The organism is Ectopseudomonas oleovorans (assembly GCF_029845265.1).
Taxonomy (GTDB): Bacteria; Pseudomonadota; Gammaproteobacteria; order Pseudomonadales; family Pseudomonadaceae; genus Aquipseudomonas; species Aquipseudomonas oleovorans.
Window position 1 is genome coordinate 32664 of the sequence record NZ_JAOCLK010000020.1, and the last position, 20605, is coordinate 53268.

Here is a 20605-nt window from a genome sequence, read left to right on the forward strand (position 1 = left end):
GGAGTGCCCATGGCAATGGGGATGATGACCTTGTGGGTGCCGTGACAGGGTCAGCTTAGAGCTTGGCGAGCGCGAGAGATTGTCTGGCAGTGCCAGTTCTTCCGGCAGCAGGTGCCAAGCGGACGGGAGGGGTCAGGATGCCAAGTGGGCCGCGCGATACTGCTGGGGCGATTGTCCGGTCCAGCGTCGGAAGGCGCGGGTGAAGGAGGCCGATTCTGAATAGCCCACCAGCAGAGAGATTTCCGTCATGGAGTAGTTCGATTCCTTGATGTACGAGAGGGCGAGCTCTCGACGGACATCTTCAATCAGCGTTGAAAATTCGATTCCATGCTCTTTCAGCCGGCGCTGGAGCGTACGCCGGCTCAGGTTCAGTTGATTGCAGATTTCGTCGATGGAGGGGGCCCCGCTGCTCATCTCGGCGGCGACTATCCGGGTGATCTGTGGGAGTAGCTCATCCGATACCGATCGCTGCTGCCGCTCCTTTTCCAGATAGGGTTCAAGGGCCTTGTACAGGCGCTCATTGCCACGAGCCACAGTCAATTGCAGGGTGTCGATGGACAGGCACAGGCGGTTGGTAGGCTGGCTGAAATAAATCGGGCACTGGAAAGTGTGCTTGTGCGCCGTGATGTCCGCCGGCTTGCTGTGCTCGAAATCAATGCGAATGGGCTTGATGGCGTTCTCGGTTGCCAGGCTGAGTTGGCGCAGGATCGCAGCGATGGCGAACTCTGCATCCTGCCGGCGCTGGATGATGGTGGGGGCAATCACCTGATAGCCGACATTGACCGTGCGTGAGTCGATTTCTATCTGGACGACCGACTCCTGCGCGAAGACAACGATGAACTGCTGGAGTGTCCGTAGCATCTTCTCGACGCTGGGCGCGCAGTGGATAGCATGGCCCAGCGCGCCGATGTCGTCTGGCTCGGACTGCATGCCGAGCTCAAGCCCAACATTGGGATTGACCTTTCCCGCAGCTTCCCATAGAGCTAGATATTGCTCGACGGGTATCTCTATGTCTGCGCGCTCTAAGACGCGAGAGTCGACGTCAAGCATGGATAGATAGGGGGCAAACACTTCCTTGAATCTGCGGAAGAAGTTTTCGGAAACCACTGTGCGGCCGGATTTCATTGTGCTGCAGCCTTTACTTCTATCCCTTTCCTGGCCTAGTGCCCGCTGTCAGGGGCGGCTCGGTCGGTGATTGTTCTTATGCTGAAGACTTACCCCTGAGGGTAATCGCCTTCCACATCTTACTCTCGATTGGATGACTCGGCATGCATCGCTCAGTTGAGTGCTGCTTATGCCTAGGTGCGTGGCAAGCAAGAGGCGGGCCATTGCTGGTAATCAATCCATAGGGCATCGGGGCCATCGGCTGCGCTACCGCTGACCTGCTGTGTTGGCAGTCGACTGCTGACCGATCAAGATGCTGGCCGCGTACGGACTCTCTTCCCTCATCGTTCCGCTCCTACCTCCAAGCCTGTGCTCAGGCCCGATTGGCATCAGATATCAATGAGTCTGGCATGCGCGGGCAATCCACCTTGAGCGGCATTTGGATAGTTTTCCAGCCAGGTGGGCAGGAACGCTTAGGGCTAGATTTTGATCAGCCCTCTTTTTTCCTTTCGGTCCAGCCCGCCTATTCAAAAACAACAAGAAATTCAGCAAGAGGGCCGGTGAATGGTCGCGAACAGAGTGTTCGTCCACAGCGTCAGTCAATTCGCTTTGGGGCGCTTTACGCGCAGTGCTGTGTCAAGAGCGTCGGGCCTTTCTAGGCCCGCTCAAAGCGGATTTCCCTTCAGCGGCTCCCTTGGGTCGCTTCGAACTGCTTCCCAATAACCACAAAAAAGCTCCCTCCAGGAGAAGTTCATGAAAAACCTCCAGTTTTCACTTTTGGGTGGTGCGCTGTTGGCGCTCCTTGGTACCAGTCACTTGCAGGCGGCAACCTCGCCTGACCTGAGTAAGCTCGGGAGTGAGCTAACCCCGATTGGGGCAGAGAAGGCCGGTAATGCCGATGGGAGCATCCCCGCCTGGAGTGGCGGCTTGATTCAAGCCCCTGCTGGATGGTCGCGAGGGAAAGGAGATCCATATGCCAGTGAAAAGCCGCTGTACTCTATCGACGCGAGCAATGTGGCCAAGTACCAGAATTCTTTGCCGGAAGGGCAGGTCGCGCTGATCAAGACCTATCCGGGTTACCGCCTGGATGTCTATCCCACGCACCGCAGCTGTGCGATTCCTTCCGAAGTGGCTGAGCGCACCAAGGCGTATGCCGGCCAGGCGCGTATTGGCAGCGATGGCTGGCGCCTGGAGCAGGCTGTCGGCGCCGCTGTGCCATTCCCGGTACCGCAGAGTGGCATCGAGGTGATGTGGAACTACAAGCTGCGCTACATGGCCAAGGGGCGGCGTGCGCAGGTCTCGATCCTGCTTCGTGAGAAGGGGGGCGCGCTGACCGAGGTTCGGCAATGGGCGCATGAGTACTATCCCTATAACGATGCTGCTGTGAGGGACCCGAGCGATACCGGCGGAATCGAGGCCAAGCTGCTCTATGACGTACTGTCACCTTCTTCCCGGGCGGGCGAGATGTATCTGGTGCACTCCTTCCTGGATAAGGCGCAGAGCTCGTGGATCTACTTCCCCGGACAGCGTCGTGTTCGTCTGGCTCCTTCCTTCGCCTACGACAATCCGATTGCCGGCTCGGACAACCTGTACTTCGTCGACCAGATCAACATGTTCACCGGCGCTCTGGATCGTTACGACTTCAAGCTGGTCGGCAAGAAGGAAATGCTGGTGCCGTACAACTCGTACAAGCTGGTCGACAAGTCCAACAAGTATGAGCAACTGATCGGCCAGGACTACCTGAATCGCGACGTGCAGCGCTACGAGAAGCACCGCGTGTGGGTGGTCGAGGCAACCGTCAAGGCCGACAAGCGCCACTCCTTCGCCAAGCGGGTGTTCTTCTTCGACGAAGATAGCTGGAGCCTGCTGCATGTCGATATGTACGACGCCAAGGGCAATCTCTGGCGCGTGCAGGAGGGCAGCCTGTGGGCCGATCCCGAGATCCAGGCCTGCACAAGCTTCGAGTACGTCAGCTACGACCTGATCGCCCGCCGTTACATCGCCGACGGCTTCACTCAGGAAGGCCTGTCGCTCGATCTCGGCGCAGGGCTGCAAGGGCGTGTGAGCGACAAGATGTTCAACTCCAACGAGCTGCGCCGTCGCGGCGAGCGTTGACCGGTCCGGAGCACAACAATATGAAAAAGCAAAAAACATGCGGCGCGGCTGCGCTGCAGGCAAAGCCGTGCCTGCATAACCCTCTGGCGTTGTCGATCGCGCTTGCATCTGGCCTGCTCTGGACTCAGCCGAGCTACGCCGTTCTGTTCGGCAGTGAGGAAGGGATATCCGGCAGCTTCGACTCCACGCTGTCATATGGTTTCGCCACCCGTTTGCAGTCTCCCGACTGTCATTTACTCGGTGGTGACAGTGGTGGGTGCAATCCCGGCACCAACAACGAGCTTGGTCGGTACTACAACCTGTCGCGTGGCAACGGCTATGCGAACGCCGATATCAACTACAGCAATGCCGATGACGGCAACCTGAACTACGACAAACACGATGTGTTTTCTCACGTGCTCAAGGGAACTCATGAACTAAGTCTGCGCTTCGGTGATGGCTGGAGTGCTCTGGGTCGGGTGGCTTGGGCCAAAGACTTCAAGATGGACAACGTGCGCACCACGGAACTGGACGACCAGGCCGAGCGCGATGCCACCGAGCGCTTCGATCTGCTCGACCTGTGGGTAGCGAAAAGCTTTGATATCGGCGAGATGCCCGCCAAGGTCAAAGTGGGCAACCAGGTAATCAGCTGGGGCGCCGAGATCTTCGTGCCCGGCGGCATCAACCAGATCAACGCCCTCAGCCTGCCCAAGTACCACACGCCTGGAACCCAGCTGAAGGAGGTGTTCATCCCGGCACCGATGGCCTCCTTCAATATCGGGCTGACCGAGACGCTGAGCCTGGAGGGGTATTACCAGTTCAAGTGGAATGCCTACTCGCTCGATCCGGTGGGAACCTACTTCTCCTCGGCGGATATAGCGGGAGAGGGGCGTCGCCCGATCTACTACCCGACGAACTACGTGAACAATATCTATGGCCCGCTGCTCGGACTCACTTGCGCCGATCTGACGCCAACCGGTCAGTGCGGTGCCCCCGGTATCAGTGGTCTGAGCGATGCCGATCTGGTGGCTTTTGGTCTGGCGATTCCCTACGCCGGCGAGCGTGAGGCGAAGAACAGCGGCCAGTATGGCGTGGCACTGCGCTGGACCGCGGAGAGCATCGGCACCGACTTTGGCCTCTTCTACCAGCGCTACCACGACAAGACACCTTTCGTGGGCTACACCGCGCGGAGCAATCCGAACAACCTGGTGGTGGACAACTATTTCATCAACTACGGCGAAGACAAGGATCTGTTCGGTCTCTCCATGAGCACCATGGTGGGCCCGGTAGCTGTTGCGGGCGAGCTGTCCTATCGTCCCGATGACAGTGTCGGTATCGACCCCACCGTTCCCTTCGGTAGTGGGCTCACCGGTAGCTACAACAAGTACAGCGTGTTCGATACCGGAGTGAACAAGGGCTTTGTCGAAGAGGAAAAGTGGCAGGCGGACATCAATGCCATCTACACCTTCTCGGCCAGCGATCCGCTTGGCTTTATCCCCAGCGCACTGGGGGCCTCCCAGGGCTTCATCATGGCCGAAGCAGTGGTAACCCATTACCCGGGACTGGATACCAGCGGCAAGGTGCCTTACTTCCTGCCCGATTACTCGGTACCAAACAAAACGTCCTGGGGCTATGTGGCCGAGATCGGGATGAACTATCCCAACCTCTTCGACAGCGGCGTTACCGTCACTCCGCAGCTGGACTTCAGTCACGACGTCAACGGCACCACGCCGAATGCGATGCCGTTTGTCGAAGGTCGCAAGTCGCTGACCACCTCTCTGCTGTTCAACTACCGTGACCGCTGGAAGGGCGGCCTGCAGTGGGTGCAGTACTGGGGCGGTGGCGACAACAACCTGATGGCTGATCGCGACTTCCTCAGCGGCAATATTTCCTACTCGTTCTAATCCAGCCCAAGTTCGCTGGCGGCAAACCGTGCGCGCTCTTGCGCGGCTTGCCGTTGGCGACACTCGTTGTATCGAGGCATTCCATGTTGGTTTTCCTGGTGTCGGCGCTCGAGCGCTTTTTCTTTCGCCATCGTCTGGCGACTCTTGGCCTGCTGGCCGTCATTACCCTGATCATGGGCGGCTTTGCGTCACGCCTGGAAATGTCGGCCGGCTTCGACAAGCAGCTTCCGCAACAGCACGCTTTCATCAAGACCTTCAACCAGTACCGCGATGTGCTGTTCGGTGCCAACCGCGTCATCGTGGTGCTGCATGCCAAGCAGGGCGATATCTGGAACAAGCAGGCGATGACCCGTCTGTACGACCTGACTCAGACCTTGTTCTTCATGCCGGGGATCGACCGGCGCAGCGTGACCTCGCTGTGGACGCCGAATACCCGTGCGGTGCAGATCACCGAGGAGGGCATGAAGGCCGAGGACGTGGTAGGTGGTGATGTCACGGTAGGCACTTTGGACGACCAAGCCATAGCTGGCATTCGTGAGCGCACCATCATCGGTGGCTTCGTCGGCAGCCTGGTCGCCAACGATCATTCCGGTGCCATGGTGGTAGCGGAGTTGGCTGATCCGGATCCGCAAACCGGCAAGCGCCTGAACTATCTGGAGTTCAGCCAGCGTCTGGAAGACGAGGTGCGCAGCAAATACGCAGACTCCAACTACGACGTGCAGATCATTGGTTTCGCCAAGCAGATGGGGGATATCGGTGCCGGTGCCAAGAGCGTGGTGGAGTTCTTTGGCCTGGCTTTCGTACTCACCGCGCTGGCGGTTTATTGGTATACCCGCTCCTGGCGGCTGACCTTCCTACCATTGTTCTGCTCGCTGGTCTCGGTGGTCTGGCAGTTCGGCACCGTCACTCTGCTGGGCTTCGGCCTCGATCCTCTGGCGATTCTGGTGCCCTTCCTGGTGTTCGCCATCGGCGTGTCTCATGGGGTACAGCAGGTCAATTTCATCTCCAAGGAAGTTTGCACCGGGGTAGATGGCATGACCGCCTCGCGGCGCAGCTTCACCGGCCTGTTCATCCCCGGCACGCTGGCACTGATCACGGCTTTCGTCGGTTTCGCCACCCTGGTGCTGGTGCCCATCCCGATGATCCGCGAGCTGGCCATTACCGCTTCGGTGGGGGTGGCCTACAAGATCATTACCAACCTGATCATGCTGCCGGTGCTGGCCAGTTATTTCAGCTTCGACAAGGCCTATGTGGCGCGTGTCGAAAGGCTGCGAGCCAGGCGTGATGGCGCCATGGTCAGCCTTGGGCGTATCGCCGAGCCGCGAAATGCGGCCATCGGCACGTTGCTGTGCCTAGCGCTGATGGCGTTGGCGGTATGGCAGAGCCAGGGGCGCCATGTAGGGCATGTGCTGCCAGGGGCGCCGGAGCTGCATGCAGACTCTCAGTACAACAGGGATGTGCAGAGTGTGGTCAACCACTTTGCCCTGGGCCTGGACCTGTTCACCGTGGCGGTGGAAACCCCTGCAGGCGGCTGCTACCGCAACGATGTGATGGCCTATGTCGACCGCCTGACTTGGTATCTTGGCAATGTGCCCGGTGTGCTCTCGGCGCAGTCCCTGCCGGCGCTGACCAAGCTTTCGGCCTCCGGCGTCAACGAAGGCAACCCCAAGTGGGCAGCGCTGCCGCTGGATGAGCTGTCGCTAGGCGAAGCGGTTCGCCAGGTGCCCGAGGCCCTGCGCCTGTACAACGCAGACTGCACACTGCTGCCGATCAACCTCTATCTCACCGACCACAAGGCCAGCACCCTGAAACAGGTAGTGCAGGCGGTCGAGGATTATCGGGCCGAACATAAGTTGGAGGGGGTGACGGTACGTCTGGCCAGCGGCAATGCCGGCGTACAAGCAGCCACGAATGAGATTGTGGAGACCTCAGAGCTGCCGATGATGCTCTACGTCTACCTGACCATCGTGCTGCTGGTGTTTCTGGTGTACCGCGACTGGCGCGCCATGATCGCCTGCTGCCTGCCGCTGACCCTGGCGACCTTCCTCGGCTACTGGTTCATGAAGGAGCTGGATATCGGCCTGACTGTGGCCACCCTGCCGGTGATGGTGCTTGCCGTGGGCATCGGCGTGGATTACGCCTTCTACATCTACAACCGCTTGCAGATGCATCTCGCCGCAGGGCAGCACATCGTCAGCGCGTTCCAGCAAGCCTTGCGCGAGGTTGGGGTGGCTACGGTATTCACCGCCTTGACGCTGTCCGTCGGCGTCGCCACCTGGTCATTCTCGGCGCTGAAGTTCCAGGCCGACATGGGCCTGCTGCTCACCTTCATGTTCATGGCCAACATGATCATGGCCATCACCCTGTTGCCAGCGCTGGCCGTGGTACTGGAAATCCTGATTCCGCGGCGGGGGCCGGTGCGTGCTCCCCTGATCGCGCACTGATAGAGGAGCATGCATGATGTTCGCGATTCGTTTTCTGCAGTTCCCGCTGGTGGCCCTGGCATTGGCTGTGACCGGTAATGTGTGGGCTGCTGACGCGCAGGCTCCGGCTATCGCCCTGGAGAGCGCACAGCATGCGCCACTGGTCGCGGTGAGCCAGGTGGGCCGGCGTCTGGTCGCCGTGGGTGACCATGGCATTGTCGTGTTGTCCGATGATGGCGAGACCTGGCGCCAGGCCAGCAGCGTGCCGGTGGACGGCTTGCTCACTGCCCTGAGCTTTATCGATGAGCGGCAGGGCTGGGCGGTTGGCCATGGCGGGGTGTTGCTGCATACCGAAGACGGGGGTGAAACCTGGGCTCTGCAGCAACTCCTGGAGGAGCAGCCGGTATTGCTTTCGGTGTGGTTCGAGAATGCCCAGCACGGCATCGTCGTTGGGGCATACGGATACGCCGCGCAGACTCAGGATGGCGGGCAGAGCTGGCAGCGACTGAGCGTGGGTGCCGATGGTGACGACTATCACCTCAACCATATCTTCGCCACCCGTGATGGCAGCCTGTTAATCGCCGCTGAGGCGGGGAACGCCTATCGCTCTGCTGATCGCGGTGCCAGCTGGCAATCACTCGACACCGGCGTCAGCGGCTCTCTGTGGAGTGGTGTCGGGCTGCGTGATGGTCGAGCGCTGCTGGTCGGCATGAGCGGGCGGGTGCTGCTCGGCGACAGTTCTGGCAAACGCTGGCGCGAACTGAGCAGCGGTACGGTCGAGGCGATCACCGATGTCGCTCAACTGGCCGATGGCCGCGTCGCGCTGGTCGGCAATGGGGGGCTGGTAGCGCTCTCGGATACAAAGGTGGAGCGCTTCAACGCATCTCAGCGTGAGGACCGCCTGAACATCTCCGCATTGGCGCCGCTCACTGAAGGACATCTGCTGCTGTTTGGGGCGGCAGGGGTAATACCTCAATAGTCCGCATCGCGTCGGTCACCCTTGTCATGGCCCTTGTCGGAGGGCGATGACGAATAGCACCGACGCCATCCCTTCGACAGTACGCGCATCCGCAGTTTGTTTGCTCGTTGAGATACTCGACGAACTCTTAAGGGGCGCGTGTCTTCTTGCATGGCTGGAGTGCATCGATGCGTACCTTGTTCGCCAGGTTGTCATTGCGATTCAAGCTGGTGCTGTTCAACGGCCTGCTGCTGGCGTTGATCACTGTGTTGCCGCTGACCGAAAACTGACCCAGTAGAGGCTGTTCTGCCGATCGAAAACTGACCCAGGTGCTCAACTGCTCCTGCTCAATTTATGAGCAGGAGAACACAGGGTGATCAGTATGGAAATGATGGGCAAAATCCGCCGGATGTATTTCCGCGACAAGCTGTCGCTGCATGAGATAGCCAAGCGCACCGGGTTGGCGCGCAACACGATTCGCAAGTGGGTCAGAGCACCTGAGGCCAAGCAGCCGGTGTACCAACGCCGCGCGATCTTCAACAAACTCAGCCCTTTTCACGCCACGCTGGAGCAGGCGCTAAAAGCCGATTCGCTGCGGCCCAAGCAACAGCGGCGCAGTGCCAAGGCGCTGTTGGCGCAAATCAAAGCCGATGGTTATGACGGTGGCTACAGCCAGCTCACCGCGTTTATCCGTGCCTGGCGAGGGGGACAGGGCAAGGCGTCGCAGGCCTTTGTGCCGCTGACCTTTGCTCTTGGCGAGGCGTTTCAGTTTGACTGGAGCGAGGAAGGCTTGCTGGTCGGCGGCATTTACCGGCGTATGCAGGTGGCACATCTGAAGCTGTGTGCCAGCCGTGCGTTCTGGCTGGTGGCGTATCCGAGCCAGGGCCATGAGATGTTATTTGACGCCCATACACGCTCGTTCGGCGCCTTGGGCGGCGTGCCGCGCCGGGGCATCTACGACAACATGAAGACCGCCGTCGACAAGGTCAATAAGGGCAAAGGCCGGGCGGTGAATGCGCGCTTTGCGGTGATGTGCGCGCACTACCTGTTCGATCCGGACTTCTGCAACGTCGCCGCTGGTTGGGAAAAGGGCATCGTTGAAAAGAACGTGCAAGACAGCCGCAGGCGTATCTGGCTAGACGCCCAGGACTGTCAGTTTCACTCCTTCGAGGAACTCAATGCCTGGCTGGGCCAGCGCTGCCGCGCGCTTTGGAACGAGCTGACGCACCCTCAATACAGCGGGCTGAGTGTGGCCGAAGTGCTGGAGTTGGAGCGCGCTGAACTGATGCCTGTGCCAGCGCCATTCGACGGTTACGTCGAGCGGCCTGCGCGGGTCTCCAGCACCTGCCTGGTCAGCGTCGGGCGCAACCGCTACTCGGTGCCGTGTGAGTACGCGGGTAAGTGGGTCAGCAGCCGTTTGTATCCGACGCGAATCGAGGTGGTGGCTGACGACGCGCTGATCGCCAGCCATGTCCGCTTGCTGGATCGCGACCAGGTCAGCTATGACTGGCAGCACTACCTCCCGCTGATCGAACGCAAGCCCGGCGCGCTGCGCAACGGCGCGCCCTTTGCTGATCTGCCAGCGCCGCTGCGTCAGCTTAAGCACGGTCTGGGGCGTCATGCCGGCGGTGACCGGATCATGGCGCAAGTCCTGGCTGCCGTACCGGTCGCCGGACTCGATGCCGTGCTGGTGGCCGTTGAGCTGGTACTGGAAAGCGGCAGCCTGAGCGCCGAACACATCCTCAATGTCGTGGCGCGGCTGACAGCGACCGAACCACCACCCAGCGTCGAAACCCACTTGTCGCTCAAGGAAGCCCCCGTCGCTAACACGGCGCGCTACGACCGCCTGCGTGGCCAGGCCGAGGAGGTCGGTCATGCGTGATTTGATGGCGGAACTCAAGGAGCTGCGCCTGCACGGCATGGCCACGGCCTGGGCGGAGTTAACTGCACAGGGTGAGTCGAACACAGCCTCGTCCAAGTGGCTGCTCGAACACCTGCTGGAACAAGAGCACACAGATCGCGCCATGCGCTCGGTGAGCCACCAGATGAACATGGCCAAGCTGCCGATGCACCGCGATCTGGCCGGCTTCGACTTCAGCGCCTCCAGCGCCGACGCACGCCTGATCAGCGAGCTGGCCAGCCTGGCCTTTACCGACACCGCGCAGAACGTGGTGCTGATCGGTGGGCCAGGCACCGGCAAAACCCACCTGGCCACCGCGCTGGCCGTGTCCGGCATCACCCGGCACGGCAAGCGCGTGCGCTTCTACTCCACGGTCGATCTGGTCAATCTGCTGGAGCGCGAAAAACACGACGGCAAAGCCGGGCGGATCGCCCAGGCACTGCTGCGCATGGATCTGGTCATCCTCGACGAACTGGGTTATCTGCCGTTCAGCCAGGCTGGCGGTGCGTTGCTGTTTCACCTGCTGTCCAAGCTGTACGAACACACCAGCGTGGTGATCACCACCAACCTGAGCTTCGCCGAATGGTCGAGCGTGTTCGGCGACGCCAAGATGACCACCGCCCTGCTGGATCGGCTGACCCACCACTGCCACATCGTCGAAACCGGTAACGAGTCCTATCGCCTGCAACACAGTAGCTTGGCGGCCCAGGCCAAGATCAAATCACGGGAGCGAAAGCGTAAGGGCGGCCAGGAACCGGAGGACGATGAGCCGTTCTGATTTCATGGAGACGACGGCCTGCTGCATGACGACATGTGGCAGGTCTTCAGTCGCCACTTGGGGCGATCGAAAGGAAGGGATTTTAAAGCAGCTGCGCTGATAGACTTATCCACAGTTGCTGATATAGAAATCAGCAATCCGCCCTGGGTCAAATTTCAATCGGCAGGGTGGGTCAATTTTCCATCAGCACCAACATCCCAGGGCGTTCAATGCCGTCGTCTAGCTGCCATACCGTCCTTGCCGAAAGCTTCTTCCGTCGCAACGCAGAGTTGTTTCGCCCGCACCTCGCTGCTGTCGGACTGCGCGAGCAGATTCTCAGCGCACCGGAATCAGAAATTCCAGTGACAAAGTACGTCGCCCTCTGGGAGGTGCTTGGTAGCGAGGTTTCACCGACCATTGGCCTGGAGGTGGCCATGCGCACTGAGAGCAGTGAGCTCGGTGCCTATGGCCATGCCATACGCTGTGCCCCTTCCATGCAATTGGTACTGCGGAGCCTGAGCCGCTTCATGGTGGTGTTGACCCAGGCCACGCAACTGGACTTCGAGGACAACGGCAAGCGGATTAGCCTGGCCTATCGGGTCACCGACGCGTCCATCGTGCAGCGTCGCCAGGATGCGGAATTCACCATTTGCACCATCCTCAACCTGCTTCGTGAGGTGACCCGGAATCCGCAGCTGTCACCTGTTCGAGTGGATTTCGAGCATCGGGCCCCCAGCGACCTGGCCTCCCACCGCGAGGTATTTGGGTGTCCCATTCGCTTCGAGCAGCCGGACAATCGGCTGTACTTCTCACGCGAGTTGCTGGACATGCCAATCCGCACCGCCGATCAGCGCCTGTTCCAGGCCCTCGAGCCCTTCCTTGAACAGCAGCGGCAAAGCCGGGCGGCGTCGACAGACGTGCTCAGCCAGGTCGCCCACCACATTGCCAGCAGCCTGAGCAGTGGCTGTGCCAGCCTGGAGCAGGTGGCCAGCGACCTGAAGATTGGCGTTCGTACATTGCAGAGGCGTTTGGCCGAGCAGAACGTCGAGTTCAGCCAGTTGGTGGAGGATGTGCGCCGCTCCCTGGCCGAGAGCTATGTGATGCAATCCGACTACAGCCTGACGGAGATCGCACTGCTGCTCGGTTACTCCGAAGCCAGTTCCTTCTGCCGAGCCTTCCGCCGCTGGACCCAACTGACTCCCCAGCAGTTCCGCCAACGCGGCCGATCCTGAATCGAGCCGCCCACCTTCCGAGCGGATTGTCATCCGCTGCCAACGATTTTGTCATGAGCTGCCAAGCCTGCGCCTGGGGGCGTCGCATAGCTTATCCCCGCAGATGGGCGTGACTTCAGGCTGACGTACATCGCTCAGCTGGCAGCTTCTTGCGCCCTTCACTTCAAGAACAATGACAAATGAGGTGTGGATCGATGGCCGATGAAAAAGACGACGCCAAGGGCGTCAGTCGTCGTGGTTTCCTGCGTGGCGCCGGGGCTGGCGCGGTTGTGGTGGCAGGCGCAGGGGTCATGGCAAATGCCATGGGCGCTGAACAGAAAGGCTGCAAGACCGCGGGTTGCGATTACGACGTGGTGGTGATCGGCGGCGGCTTCGCCGGTGTCACCGCCGCCCGTGACTGTCGCAAGAATGGCTACAAGACGCTGGTGCTGGAGGCGCGCAATCGCCTTGGCGGTCGCACCTTCAGCACCGAGTTCGCCGGCCACAAGGTGGAGCTGGGCGGAACCTGGATTCACTGGACCCAGCCCTTCGTCTGGGCCGAGACCCAGCGCTATGGCCTGAAGGTCATCGAATCCCCGGAACGCGCTGAATCGTCACTGGAAACCATGGTGATCCTGGCGGAAGGCAAGCGGACGCAACTTGCTGGCGAAGAGCTGCTGCCGGTGCTGCAAGCGTTCGATACCTACTTCGCGGACGCTCGCGACATCTGGGAACGTCCCTACGACTCCCGCTTCCGCTGGAACAAGCTCATGGCGCAGGACAGCCTGAGTGCCCGTGATCGCCTCGACCAGTTGAAGCTCAACCCTGTGCATCGCGCTGCCGTGGACTCGTATCTGGTGAGTATGTCCCATTGCCCCTCTGACCAGGTTTCCTACAACGAGATGGCACGTTGGTGGGCCCTGCCGGGTTACAACCTGTCGGTCCTCAACGACTCGCTCACTCGCTACACCTTCAAGGACGGCACCATCAGCTTGATCAACGCGATGATCGAAGACGGCAAGCCCGAAGTGCGGCTGTCTACGCCGGTGAAGAAGGTCGAGGACAAGGGCGACCACGTGGTCGTCACCACCCAGAAGGGTGAGCGCATTGTGGCGGGCAGCGTGGTCCTGGCGCTGCCGATGAACGTGCTGCCCAACATCGAGTTCTCTCCGGCGCTGGACCCCAAGCTGATCGAGGCCGCTCACGAACGGCACGCCGGCACCGGAGTCAAGGCGGTCATCAAGGTCAAGGGCAAGGTCGGTGGGGAAGGCAAGCTGTATGGTCTGGCCGACTCGGATCATCCCCTCAATGTGGTGTTCACCTACGCCAAGGCCGAGGACCACACGCTGTTCATCGGCTTTGGCGACGATCCCGCCAAGCTCGACGTCCTGGATCGGGACGCCGTGCAGCAGGTCATGCAGTCCTTCTTCCCGGAAATGGAAGTGGAAGACTGCTTCGGTTACGACTGGAACCTCGACCCCTACAGCCGGGGAACCTGGGCCAGCTACCGACCCGGCTGGTACGGCAAGTATGCCGATCACTTCGGCAAGGCTCCGGGTAGCCGCATGTTCTTCGCCCAGGGCGACCACGGCGAGGGTTGGCGCGGATTCATCGACGGCGCCATCGGCGGGGGCGGCAAGGCGGCCCTGCTCGTCAAGGAGCTGCTGGGATGAAGCAGCTTGGTTTCCTTCTCGCCCTTGGCCTCTGCGCCATCTCCGGCACGGCCGCGGCGGCTTGCGATGCCGCGGCCGGCCAAAAGCTGTTCGAGTCCAAGTGCACCGCCTGCCATTCGCTGGCGGAGCACAAGGTCGGTCCGCGTCTGCATGACGTGTATGGCCGCAAGGTCGGTACGGCGCAGGGCTTTGGCTACACGCCGACCCTGGAGCAGGCCGGCTTCACCTGGAACGCGGAAAAGCTCGATGCCTACCTGAGCGGCCCGATGAATTTCCTGCCGGGTACCTCGATGGCGTTTGGCGGCCTGCGCAAGCAGGACGATCGGCAAAACATCATCTGCTTCCTCGAACAGCAGAACAGGAGCTAGTCATGAACATCACTCTCTTCACTCGCCCCAAGAGCGTGCTGACTGTCGGTCTGGCCCTGCTGCTGGCTTTCGACCCCAACCTGATCTTCCAGTGGACGGGATTGGTGCTGGGTGACGCCGGCACGTTGCTGGGCCGCATTCTGGGCCTGGTCTACCTGGGGATCGCCATCGAGCTGTGGTTCGTCCGCAGCAACTCAGACCTGCCGGCGCGCAACGCGCTGCTTCTGACCGCAGTCGACTGTTCCGTCGTGGCCTTGCTGGTCCAGGTGCAACTGGCCGGGCTGATGAATGTGCTCGGTTGGGGGCTGATTGCCGTGTACCTCGGCTCCGGCCTGGGATTCCTCTGGTGCGCCATGCAAGTCGCCAGGAATGGCGCCGTACGCGAAAGCCTTTCCTGATCCAAGCGATTTGCACTTTTTTGATATCACCGGATTCCAGCCCCTTCGTACCTTCTGCCCTGCTCGTCGCCACCGGCGCACGGGGCAGACTCATCCTCAGCACAACAAGAATCTCCTGTAGGAGAAGGGGTTTGGGGAGCAATGGAACCAAAAACCAACGTAAGCCCTACCAACGCTTTTCGGTGTCTTCTTCCCAGGCGCCCATCTCGACAAAACAGTTGCGCATGTCGGCCTCCTGGCTGATCTCGGTCAGCAGGTCATGCACGCTCTTGTCCAGCTCATCGTCGCTCCGATACGGAATGGTCAACTCATAGTGGCCGGCATCCAGCCGCTTCATGCCATAGGGCTCCAGGCAGTAGCGCTCAATGTTCTCCGTGGCCCGCTTCCGGCCGCGCACGAACTTGCTGTTATTCACCACCGCGAGGCGCAGGGTGACGGTGGCCACCCGCTCGGCGGCGGGCGGCTCTGCCGGCGACGCGGCCGAAGGCTGCTGGTCGCGTGACCTGGCGCTCTTCTGGTACGCGCCGATCTCGACACCACGGTGGCGCAGGTAGCTGTACAGCGTGCTCTTGGAGATGTGCAGCTTCTCGCCGATCGCGCTGACGCTCAGGCGACCTTCGCGGTAGAGGGTTTCGGCCGCCATGGCGGTGGCCTCAGCCTTGGCTGGCAGGCCCTTGGGACGGCCACCGATCCGGCCACGCGCCCGTGCGGCCGACAGACCCGCCTGAGTCCGCTCGCGGATCAGCTCGCGCTCGAACTCCGCCAGCGAGGCGAACAGGTTGAACACCAGGCGGCCTTGGGCGTGGGTGGTGTCGATGGGGTCATTCAGGCTCTGTAAGCCGACCTTGCGCTCTGCCAGCTCGCCGACCAACTCGACCAGGTGCTTGAGGGAACGCCCAAGGCGATCCAGCTTCCAGATCACCACGGCATCACCCGGCCGCACGTTGGCCAGCAGTTTGTCCAACTCCGGCCGGGCGCTTTTCGCGCCGCTGGCGATGTCTTGGTAGATGCGTTCGCACCCGGCCTGTTTCAGGGCATCGACTTGTAGGTCGGCTTTCTGATCCCGAGTGCTCACTCGCGCATAACCGATCTTCATCAAAAGTACTGTTTACTCGACTACGTTAGTAATAGTTGAACTTTGATTAAGCGTACCAGTTATTTGAACCGTAGCGCGGGGAGCTTAACGAACCGAGCCATTCCTCGATAGAGTTCGGCAAAACCTTCGTTTTGTCGAACCATTGCATCGCCCTTTGTGATTGGCGTATAAACACACAAACACCTATTAGCGGAGAACGCTATGAATACCATTCGCTGGAATGTCGCCGTCTCGGCCGACACCGACCAGTCGCTTCGGATGTTTCTGGCCAGCCAGGGCGGCGGCCGTAAGGGCGACCTGTCGCGCTTCATCGAAGAAGCGGTACGGGCACACATCCTGGAGCTGAGCGCTGAGCAGGCCAAGGCCGCTAACGCCCATCTGAGTGAGGCAGAATTGACCAACGCGGTTGACGAAGCGCTCGACTGGGCACGTAAGCGCTGATGCGGGTCGTGTTGGATACCAACATCCTGTTCAGCGCCCTGATCTCGCCACATGGCGCGCCCGATGCGATCTACCGTGCCTGGCGGGCGGCGCGTTTCGAGGTGGTGACCTCGCGGATGCAACTCGATGAAATTCGTCGAGCCAGCCGCTATCCCAAGCTTCAGGCCATCCTACAGCCCGCCAAGGTGGGCGCCATGATCAATAACCTGCAACGGGCTGTGGTACTGGAGCGCCTGACCATCGAGGTCGAAGCCGATGATCCGGATGACTCGTTTTTGCTGGCCATGGCCTTGGCGGGCGATGCGGACTACCTGGTAACCGGTGATCGCCGCGCCGGCCTGCTGCAACGCGGGCACATCGAACGCACGCGGATCGTCACGCCCGCCGTGTTCTGCGTCGAGGTGCTGTGATCAATGCCGGTCGGTTTTCTGACTCAAGAGCAACGCGACGGTTTTGGCCGCTATGTTGATTCGCCCAGCCGTGAAGAGCTGGAACGTTACTTCCACCTGAGCGATGAAGACCGTGAAGCCATCCAGGTGCTGCGGGGTAACCATAACCGTCTGGGTTATGCCGTTCTGCTGACCACCGTCCGCTTCGTTGGCGTTCTGCCGGACAAGCCCGCCGCCGTGCCGGTGGAAGTCCTGCAGGTGCTTTGCCGACAACTGGCGATTCCAGACCCCGACTGCCTCCAGCGCTATAGCGATCATCGCCGCTGGATACATGCCACCGATATTCAGAACCGCTTTGGCTATCGTCATTTCACCGATCCGGGCATCGGCTTTCGCTTGAGCCGCTGGCTGTATGCCCTCTGCTGGACGGGCACCGACCGGCCGGGAGTGCTGTTTGAGCGAGCCACCTCGTGGCTGTTCACACAGAAAGTCCTCCTGCCTGGTGTGTCTCAACTAGAGCGCTTTATCGCCCAGTTGCGCAGTCGGGTCGAAGAACGCCTCTGGTTTACGCTGGGCCGCAGCGTGACTGAGGAACAGCGATTGCAACTGCAAGACTTGCTGACGGTGGCCGAAGGCAACCGCAGCTCCCGGCTGGATCAATTGCGCTCCGGCCCGGTCATGGTCAGTGGCCCCGCGTTGATTCGGGCACTGCGCCGGCTCGATGACGTGCGCGGCATCGGCATCACCTTGCCGGCGGCGGCGCACATCCCTCCCAGCCGTATCGCCGCCCTGGCCCGCTTCGCCAACACGGCCAAGGTCACCGCGATTAATCGGCTGCCGGCGTCGCGGCGGATGGCGACACTGGTGGCCTTCGCACTCTGCCTGGAGGCGACTGCGCACGACGACGCACTGGAAGTCCTGGAGGCCTTGCTGCGCGACCTGTTCAGCAACGCGGAGAAGGCCGACAAGAAAGCCCGCATGCGCAGCCTGAAAGACCTGGATCGGTCGGCCGCGACGCTCGCCGCCGCGTGCAAGGTCGTGCTGGACAGCTCGATCAGCGATGACAACGTGCGCGCCCGGCTGTTCAACGACCTGCCGAGGACCACCCTGGAAAAGGCCCTGGAAGAGGTCAACGCGCTGATCCGCCCGGTAGATGACGTCTATTTTCTTGCATTGGAAGCGCGCTACCGCAGCGTGCGCCGCTTCCTGCCCGACCTGCTCAAGCACATCCGCTTCGGCTTCAGCCCGGCCGGCAAGGGCGTGGCGGCTAGTCTGGAGTGGCTGCAACTGAACCTGCCGCGCCGGAAGCCAGAGGTGACGCGCCGCAGGAGATCGTGGCCAAGGCTTGGCAGAAGCACATCACCCGCGAAGATGGCTCCCTCGACATGGGTGCCTATGTGTTCTGCACGCTCGATGCGCTGCGCACGGCCCTGCGCCGCCGCGATGTCTTCGTCTCGCCCAGTTGGCGCTATGCCGACCCGCGCCTTGGCCTGCTCGACGGTGCCGAATGGCTGGCGGCGCGACCGATCATCTGCCGGTCACTGGGCCTGACCATCGACGCCAAAACCACCCTGGACGCCTTGTCCGTCGAGCTGGATGCAACCTGGCTGGCAGTAGCCGCGCGCCTGCCCGACAACCCGGCGATTCAACTGAGCGAGAACACCGAGGGCAAGACCGAACTGTCGCTCGGGGCGCTGGACAAGCTGGACGAGCCCTGCTCGTTGCTGCAACTGCGGGCGGCCGTGTCTGACCTGATGCCGCGTGTCGATCTGCCGGAAATCCTCTTGGAAATCGCCGCCCGCACTGGCTTTTCCGAGGCCTTCACCCATGTCTCCGAACGCAATGCACGCGCCGACAACCTGGTCACCAGCCTCTGCGCGGTGCTGTTGGGCGGGGCCTGCAACACCGGCCTGGAGCCCTTGATCCGCACCGACAACCCGGCGCTGCGCCGTGACCGGCTGTCCTGGGTCAGCCAGAATTATATCCGCGACGACACCCTGTCAGCGGCTAACGCCATCCTGGTCGGAGCGCAAAGCCAACTGGAACTGGCCCAAGTCTGGGGTGGCGGCGAGGTCGCCTCCGCCGATGGCATGCGCTTCGTCGTACCGGTGCGCACCGTGCATGCCGGCCCCAATCCGAAGTATTTCGGCACCGGCCGGGGTGTCACCTGGTACAACCTGATTTCCGACCAATTCTCCGGCCTCAACGCCATCACCGTGCCCGGCACGCTGCGCGACAGCCTGGTGTTGCTGGCGGTCGTGCTGGAACAGCAGACCGAGTTGCAGCCGACGCAAATCATGACCGACACCGGGGCCTACAGCGATGTGGTGTTCGGGCTCTTCCGCCTACTTGGCTACCACTTCAGTCCGCGGCTGGCCGATGTCGGCGGTACCCGCTTCTGGCGCACGCGCCCGGACGCGGACTACGGCAAGCTCAACGGGCTGGCCCGCCAGTCGGTCAAACTCGACCTGATCGCCGAGCACTGGGACGACCTGCTGCGCCTGGCCGGCTCGCTCAAACTCGGCCGGGTGCCGGCGACTGGCATCATGCGCACGCTGCAAACGGGAGATAGACCCACCCGGCTGGCCCAGGCGCTGGCCGAATTCGGGCGGATCGAAAAGACTCTGCACACGTTGACCTATATCGACGACGAGTCCAAGCGCCGCGCCACCCTGACCCAGTTGAACCGAGGCGAAGGCCGGCACAGCCTGGCCCGCGCCGTGTTCCACGGCAAACGCGGCGAGCTCCGCCAGCGCTACCGCGAAGGCCAGGAAGACCAGCTCGGTGCTCTGGGCCTGGTGGTGAACATCATCGTGCTGTGGAACACCCTCTACATGACGGCGGCCGTGGAACGGCTCAAGCAGCACGGCTATCCAGTGCTGGAAGAGGATTTGGCCCGGCTATCGCCGCTGATCTACGAGCACATCAACATGCTCGGGCGGTATTCCTTTGCGGTACCGGAAGAAGTTGCGCGCGGCGAGCTGCGGCCACTGCGTAATCCAGACGACGACCTGTGATCCCCCTAAACGCTATGAGCAACACCCAAGCTGCTGCTGGATCGGCGGGCACTTCACCGAGCCGAACGAACAGAAAACGCAGCAATCCCCTGGGTTGGGGCGCAGCAGCGCCTTGCAGTTGCTGCACTCGTAATAGAACTGGCAGGCGTCCGTGGGCATGGTTTCCGGCTTGGCGAAGCCGCAGCGCGGGCAAGTCAGCACGGACTCAAGGACAATGGCGCTCATCGTGACCTCACTTCTGCACTGTGGAGGGGTATCCCGCGTTCGCGGTCGCCTCAGTCAGTGCCTCGGGCTGGGCCTTATCGGGATCGTAGGTGACGGTCGCCGTCTTCTGGTCGAAATTGACCTGGACGTCACTCACGCCGGACACCTTCTCCAGCGACTTCTTGACCGTGATCGGACAGAGTCCGCACGTCATGTTCTGCACGTCGAGCGTGACGGTTTTCGGGGGAGCCGCCAGCGCCACGAAGGGCAAGGCGAAAAGCACGGCGATCAGCAGTTTGCGCATGGTTAATCTCCTTCAGTAGAACAGCGGGGCGAGCCACGGCACGGCCAATAGGCCGAGCAGCAGCACGCTGACGATCCAGAACACGAGTCGCTGTCGCACGAGCGTGCGCGGATCGGCGCAGGGTGTACCTGGCGTACAAACCTGTGGCACCAGGTAGAGCTTGCGGAATGCCAATCCCAGGAACAGTAGAGTCAACCCGATGAAGAGGGGGCGTAGTGGCTCCATCATGGTCAGAGCGCCCACCCACGTACCGCCGACACCGAGTGCCAACAGCACCAGTGGCCCGACACAGCACACCGACGCACCGATGGCGGTCAGCGAACTCGCGACCAGCGAGCCTTTCCCGGTGAGTTGCATCCCCATT

At 61.4% G+C, this 20605-nt stretch carries 17 protein-coding genes and 1 pseudogene; 13 read left to right on the forward strand and 5 right to left on the reverse strand.

All coding sequences use genetic code 11. The features are described 5' to 3' along the window. Positions 1–132: 132 nt before the first annotated feature. Positions 133–1125 (reverse strand): AraC-like transcriptional regulator QhpR, encoded by a 993-nt coding sequence (gene qhpR, locus N5J71_RS12175; RefSeq protein ID WP_279916929.1) that lies wholly within the window; start codon positions 1123–1125, stop codon positions 133–135. Between the two features lie 732 nt (positions 1126–1857). Here qhpR (N5J71_RS12175) and N5J71_RS12180 point away from each other — a divergent pair. The 10 genes from N5J71_RS12180 to N5J71_RS12225 all read left to right on the forward strand — a co-directional run bounded on the left by N5J71_RS12180 (position 1858) and on the right by N5J71_RS12225 (position 14790). Then, positions 1858–3219 carry a DUF1329 domain-containing protein gene (locus N5J71_RS12180; RefSeq protein WP_279916930.1) on the forward strand — a complete coding sequence of 454 codons (1362 nt, stop codon included), beginning with the start codon at positions 1858–1860 and terminating at the stop codon, positions 3217–3219. Between the two features lie 20 nt (positions 3220–3239). Beyond that, positions 3240–5102: a DUF1302 domain-containing protein gene (locus tag N5J71_RS12185; protein WP_023082861.1), complete on the forward strand. Its 1863-nt coding sequence runs from the start codon at positions 3240–3242 to the stop codon at positions 5100–5102. 83 nt (positions 5103–5185) lie between these two features. Further along, complete coding sequence (locus tag N5J71_RS12190) at positions 5186–7546, forward strand: efflux RND transporter permease subunit (protein WP_023082860.1); 2361 nt, start codon at positions 5186–5188, stop codon at positions 7544–7546. Between the two features lie 13 nt (positions 7547–7559). Next, positions 7560–8504 carry a YCF48-related protein gene (locus N5J71_RS12195; protein WP_023082859.1) on the forward strand — a complete coding sequence of 315 codons (945 nt, stop codon included), beginning with the start codon at positions 7560–7562 and terminating at the stop codon, positions 8502–8504. Positions 8505–8865: 361 nt separating this feature from the next. Next, positions 8866–10365 (forward strand): IS21-like element ISPst3 family transposase, encoded by a 1500-nt coding sequence (gene istA / locus N5J71_RS12200; protein ID WP_279916943.1) that lies wholly within the window; start codon positions 8866–8868, stop codon positions 10363–10365. Next, positions 10358–11161, forward strand: a complete 804-nt coding sequence (gene istB / locus N5J71_RS12205) for an IS21-like element ISPst3 family helper ATPase IstB (protein ID WP_010454871.1) — start codon at positions 10358–10360, stop codon at positions 11159–11161. Before istA ends, istB begins: the two co-directional genes overlap by 8 nt. Positions 11162–11370: 209 nt before the next feature. Then, positions 11371–12372 carry an AraC-like transcriptional regulator QhpR gene (qhpR, locus tag N5J71_RS12210; RefSeq protein WP_023082852.1) on the forward strand — a complete coding sequence of 334 codons (1002 nt, stop codon included), beginning with the start codon at positions 11371–11373 and terminating at the stop codon, positions 12370–12372. A gap of 194 nt (positions 12373–12566) precedes the next feature. After that, on the forward strand, positions 12567–14024 hold the full coding sequence (locus N5J71_RS12215; protein WP_279916931.1) for a flavin monoamine oxidase family protein: 1458 nt from the start codon (positions 12567–12569) through the stop codon (positions 14022–14024). Next, complete coding sequence (locus N5J71_RS12220; RefSeq protein WP_279916932.1) at positions 14021–14392, forward strand: c-type cytochrome; 372 nt, start codon at positions 14021–14023, stop codon at positions 14390–14392. Before N5J71_RS12215 ends, N5J71_RS12220 begins: the two co-directional genes overlap by 4 nt. Before the next feature lie 2 nt (positions 14393–14394). Next, on the forward strand, positions 14395–14790 hold the full coding sequence (locus N5J71_RS12225) for a hypothetical protein (protein WP_023082849.1): 396 nt from the start codon (positions 14395–14397) through the stop codon (positions 14788–14790). A gap of 166 nt (positions 14791–14956) precedes the next feature. On the opposite strand, the gene N5J71_RS12230 is transcribed toward N5J71_RS12225, so the two are convergent. Further along, positions 14957–15886, reverse strand: a complete 930-nt coding sequence (locus tag N5J71_RS12230; RefSeq protein WP_003150544.1) for a recombinase family protein — start codon at positions 15884–15886, stop codon at positions 14957–14959. Between the two features lie 201 nt (positions 15887–16087). Between N5J71_RS12230 and N5J71_RS12235 the strand changes: the two genes are divergently transcribed. The 3 genes and pseudogenes from N5J71_RS12235 (at position 16088) to N5J71_RS12245 (ending at position 19733) form a co-directional block, all read left to right on the forward strand. Then, complete coding sequence (locus N5J71_RS12235) at positions 16088–16327, forward strand: ribbon-helix-helix domain-containing protein (protein WP_003089107.1); 240 nt, start codon at positions 16088–16090, stop codon at positions 16325–16327. Further along, the gene (locus N5J71_RS12240) at positions 16327–16737 is read left to right on the forward strand and encodes a putative toxin-antitoxin system toxin component, PIN family (protein WP_003150546.1); all 411 of its coding nucleotides are present in this window, start codon (positions 16327–16329) and stop codon (positions 16735–16737) included. Before N5J71_RS12235 ends, N5J71_RS12240 begins: the two co-directional genes overlap by 1 nt. A 3-nt stretch (positions 16738–16740) precedes the next feature. Next, positions 16741–19733, forward strand: a pseudogene (locus N5J71_RS12245) (Tn3 family transposase). Positions 19734–19745: 12 nt separating this feature from the next. Here the strand turns inward: N5J71_RS12245 and N5J71_RS12250 are convergent. Genes N5J71_RS12250 through N5J71_RS12260 form a run of 3 tightly spaced genes read right to left on the reverse strand, consistent with a single transcriptional unit; the run spans position 19746 to position 20604 of the window. Further along, entirely contained in the window at positions 19746–19958 is a 213-nt protein-coding gene (locus N5J71_RS12250) for a GDCCVxC domain-containing (seleno)protein (RefSeq protein WP_003089113.1), read from the reverse strand. Between the two features lie 7 nt (positions 19959–19965). Next, positions 19966–20241 carry a mercury resistance system periplasmic binding protein MerP gene (gene merP / locus N5J71_RS12255; protein WP_003150552.1) on the reverse strand — a complete coding sequence of 92 codons (276 nt, stop codon included), beginning with the start codon at positions 20239–20241 and terminating at the stop codon, positions 19966–19968. 12 nt (positions 20242–20253) lie between these two features. Further along, positions 20254–20604, reverse strand: coding sequence for a mercuric transporter MerT family protein (locus tag N5J71_RS12260; RefSeq protein ID WP_003089115.1), 351 nt, complete (start codon positions 20602–20604; stop codon positions 20254–20256). Position 20605: the final 1 nt, after the last annotated feature.

Coding starts and splice junctions, on each gene's coding strand:
- N5J71_RS12235 (WP_003089107.1), top strand. CDS start 16,088: ATGAATACCATTCGCTGGAATGTCGCCGTCTCGGCCGACACCGACCAG.
- N5J71_RS12190 (WP_023082860.1), top strand. CDS start 5,186: ATGTTGGTTTTCCTGGTGTCGGCGCTCGAGCGCTTTTTCTTTCGCCAT.
- N5J71_RS12180 (WP_279916930.1), top strand. CDS start 1,858: ATGAAAAACCTCCAGTTTTCACTTTTGGGTGGTGCGCTGTTGGCGCTC.
- istA (WP_279916943.1), top strand. CDS start 8,866: ATGGAAATGATGGGCAAAATCCGCCGGATGTATTTCCGCGACAAGCTG.
- N5J71_RS12230 (WP_003150544.1), bottom strand. CDS start 15,886: ATGAAGATCGGTTATGCGCGAGTGAGCACTCGGGATCAGAAAGCCGAC.
- N5J71_RS12220 (WP_279916932.1), top strand. CDS start 14,021: ATGAAGCAGCTTGGTTTCCTTCTCGCCCTTGGCCTCTGCGCCATCTCC.
- N5J71_RS12260 (WP_003089115.1), bottom strand. CDS start 20,604: ATGGGGATGCAACTCACCGGGAAAGGCTCGCTGGTCGCGAGTTCGCTG.
- merP (WP_003150552.1), bottom strand. CDS start 20,241: ATGCGCAAACTGCTGATCGCCGTGCTTTTCGCCTTGCCCTTCGTGGCG.
- qhpR (WP_023082852.1), top strand. CDS start 11,371: ATGCCGTCGTCTAGCTGCCATACCGTCCTTGCCGAAAGCTTCTTCCGT.
- N5J71_RS12240 (WP_003150546.1), top strand. CDS start 16,327: ATGCGGGTCGTGTTGGATACCAACATCCTGTTCAGCGCCCTGATCTCG.
- N5J71_RS12195 (WP_023082859.1), top strand. CDS start 7,560: ATGATGTTCGCGATTCGTTTTCTGCAGTTCCCGCTGGTGGCCCTGGCA.
- N5J71_RS12225 (WP_023082849.1), top strand. CDS start 14,395: ATGAACATCACTCTCTTCACTCGCCCCAAGAGCGTGCTGACTGTCGGT.
- istB (WP_010454871.1), top strand. CDS start 10,358: ATGCGTGATTTGATGGCGGAACTCAAGGAGCTGCGCCTGCACGGCATG.
- qhpR (WP_279916929.1), bottom strand. CDS start 1,125: ATGAAATCCGGCCGCACAGTGGTTTCCGAAAACTTCTTCCGCAGATTC.
- N5J71_RS12185 (WP_023082861.1), top strand. CDS start 3,240: ATGAAAAAGCAAAAAACATGCGGCGCGGCTGCGCTGCAGGCAAAGCCG.
- N5J71_RS12250 (WP_003089113.1), bottom strand. CDS start 19,958: ATGAGCGCCATTGTCCTTGAGTCCGTGCTGACTTGCCCGCGCTGCGGC.
- N5J71_RS12215 (WP_279916931.1), top strand. CDS start 12,567: ATGGCCGATGAAAAAGACGACGCCAAGGGCGTCAGTCGTCGTGGTTTC.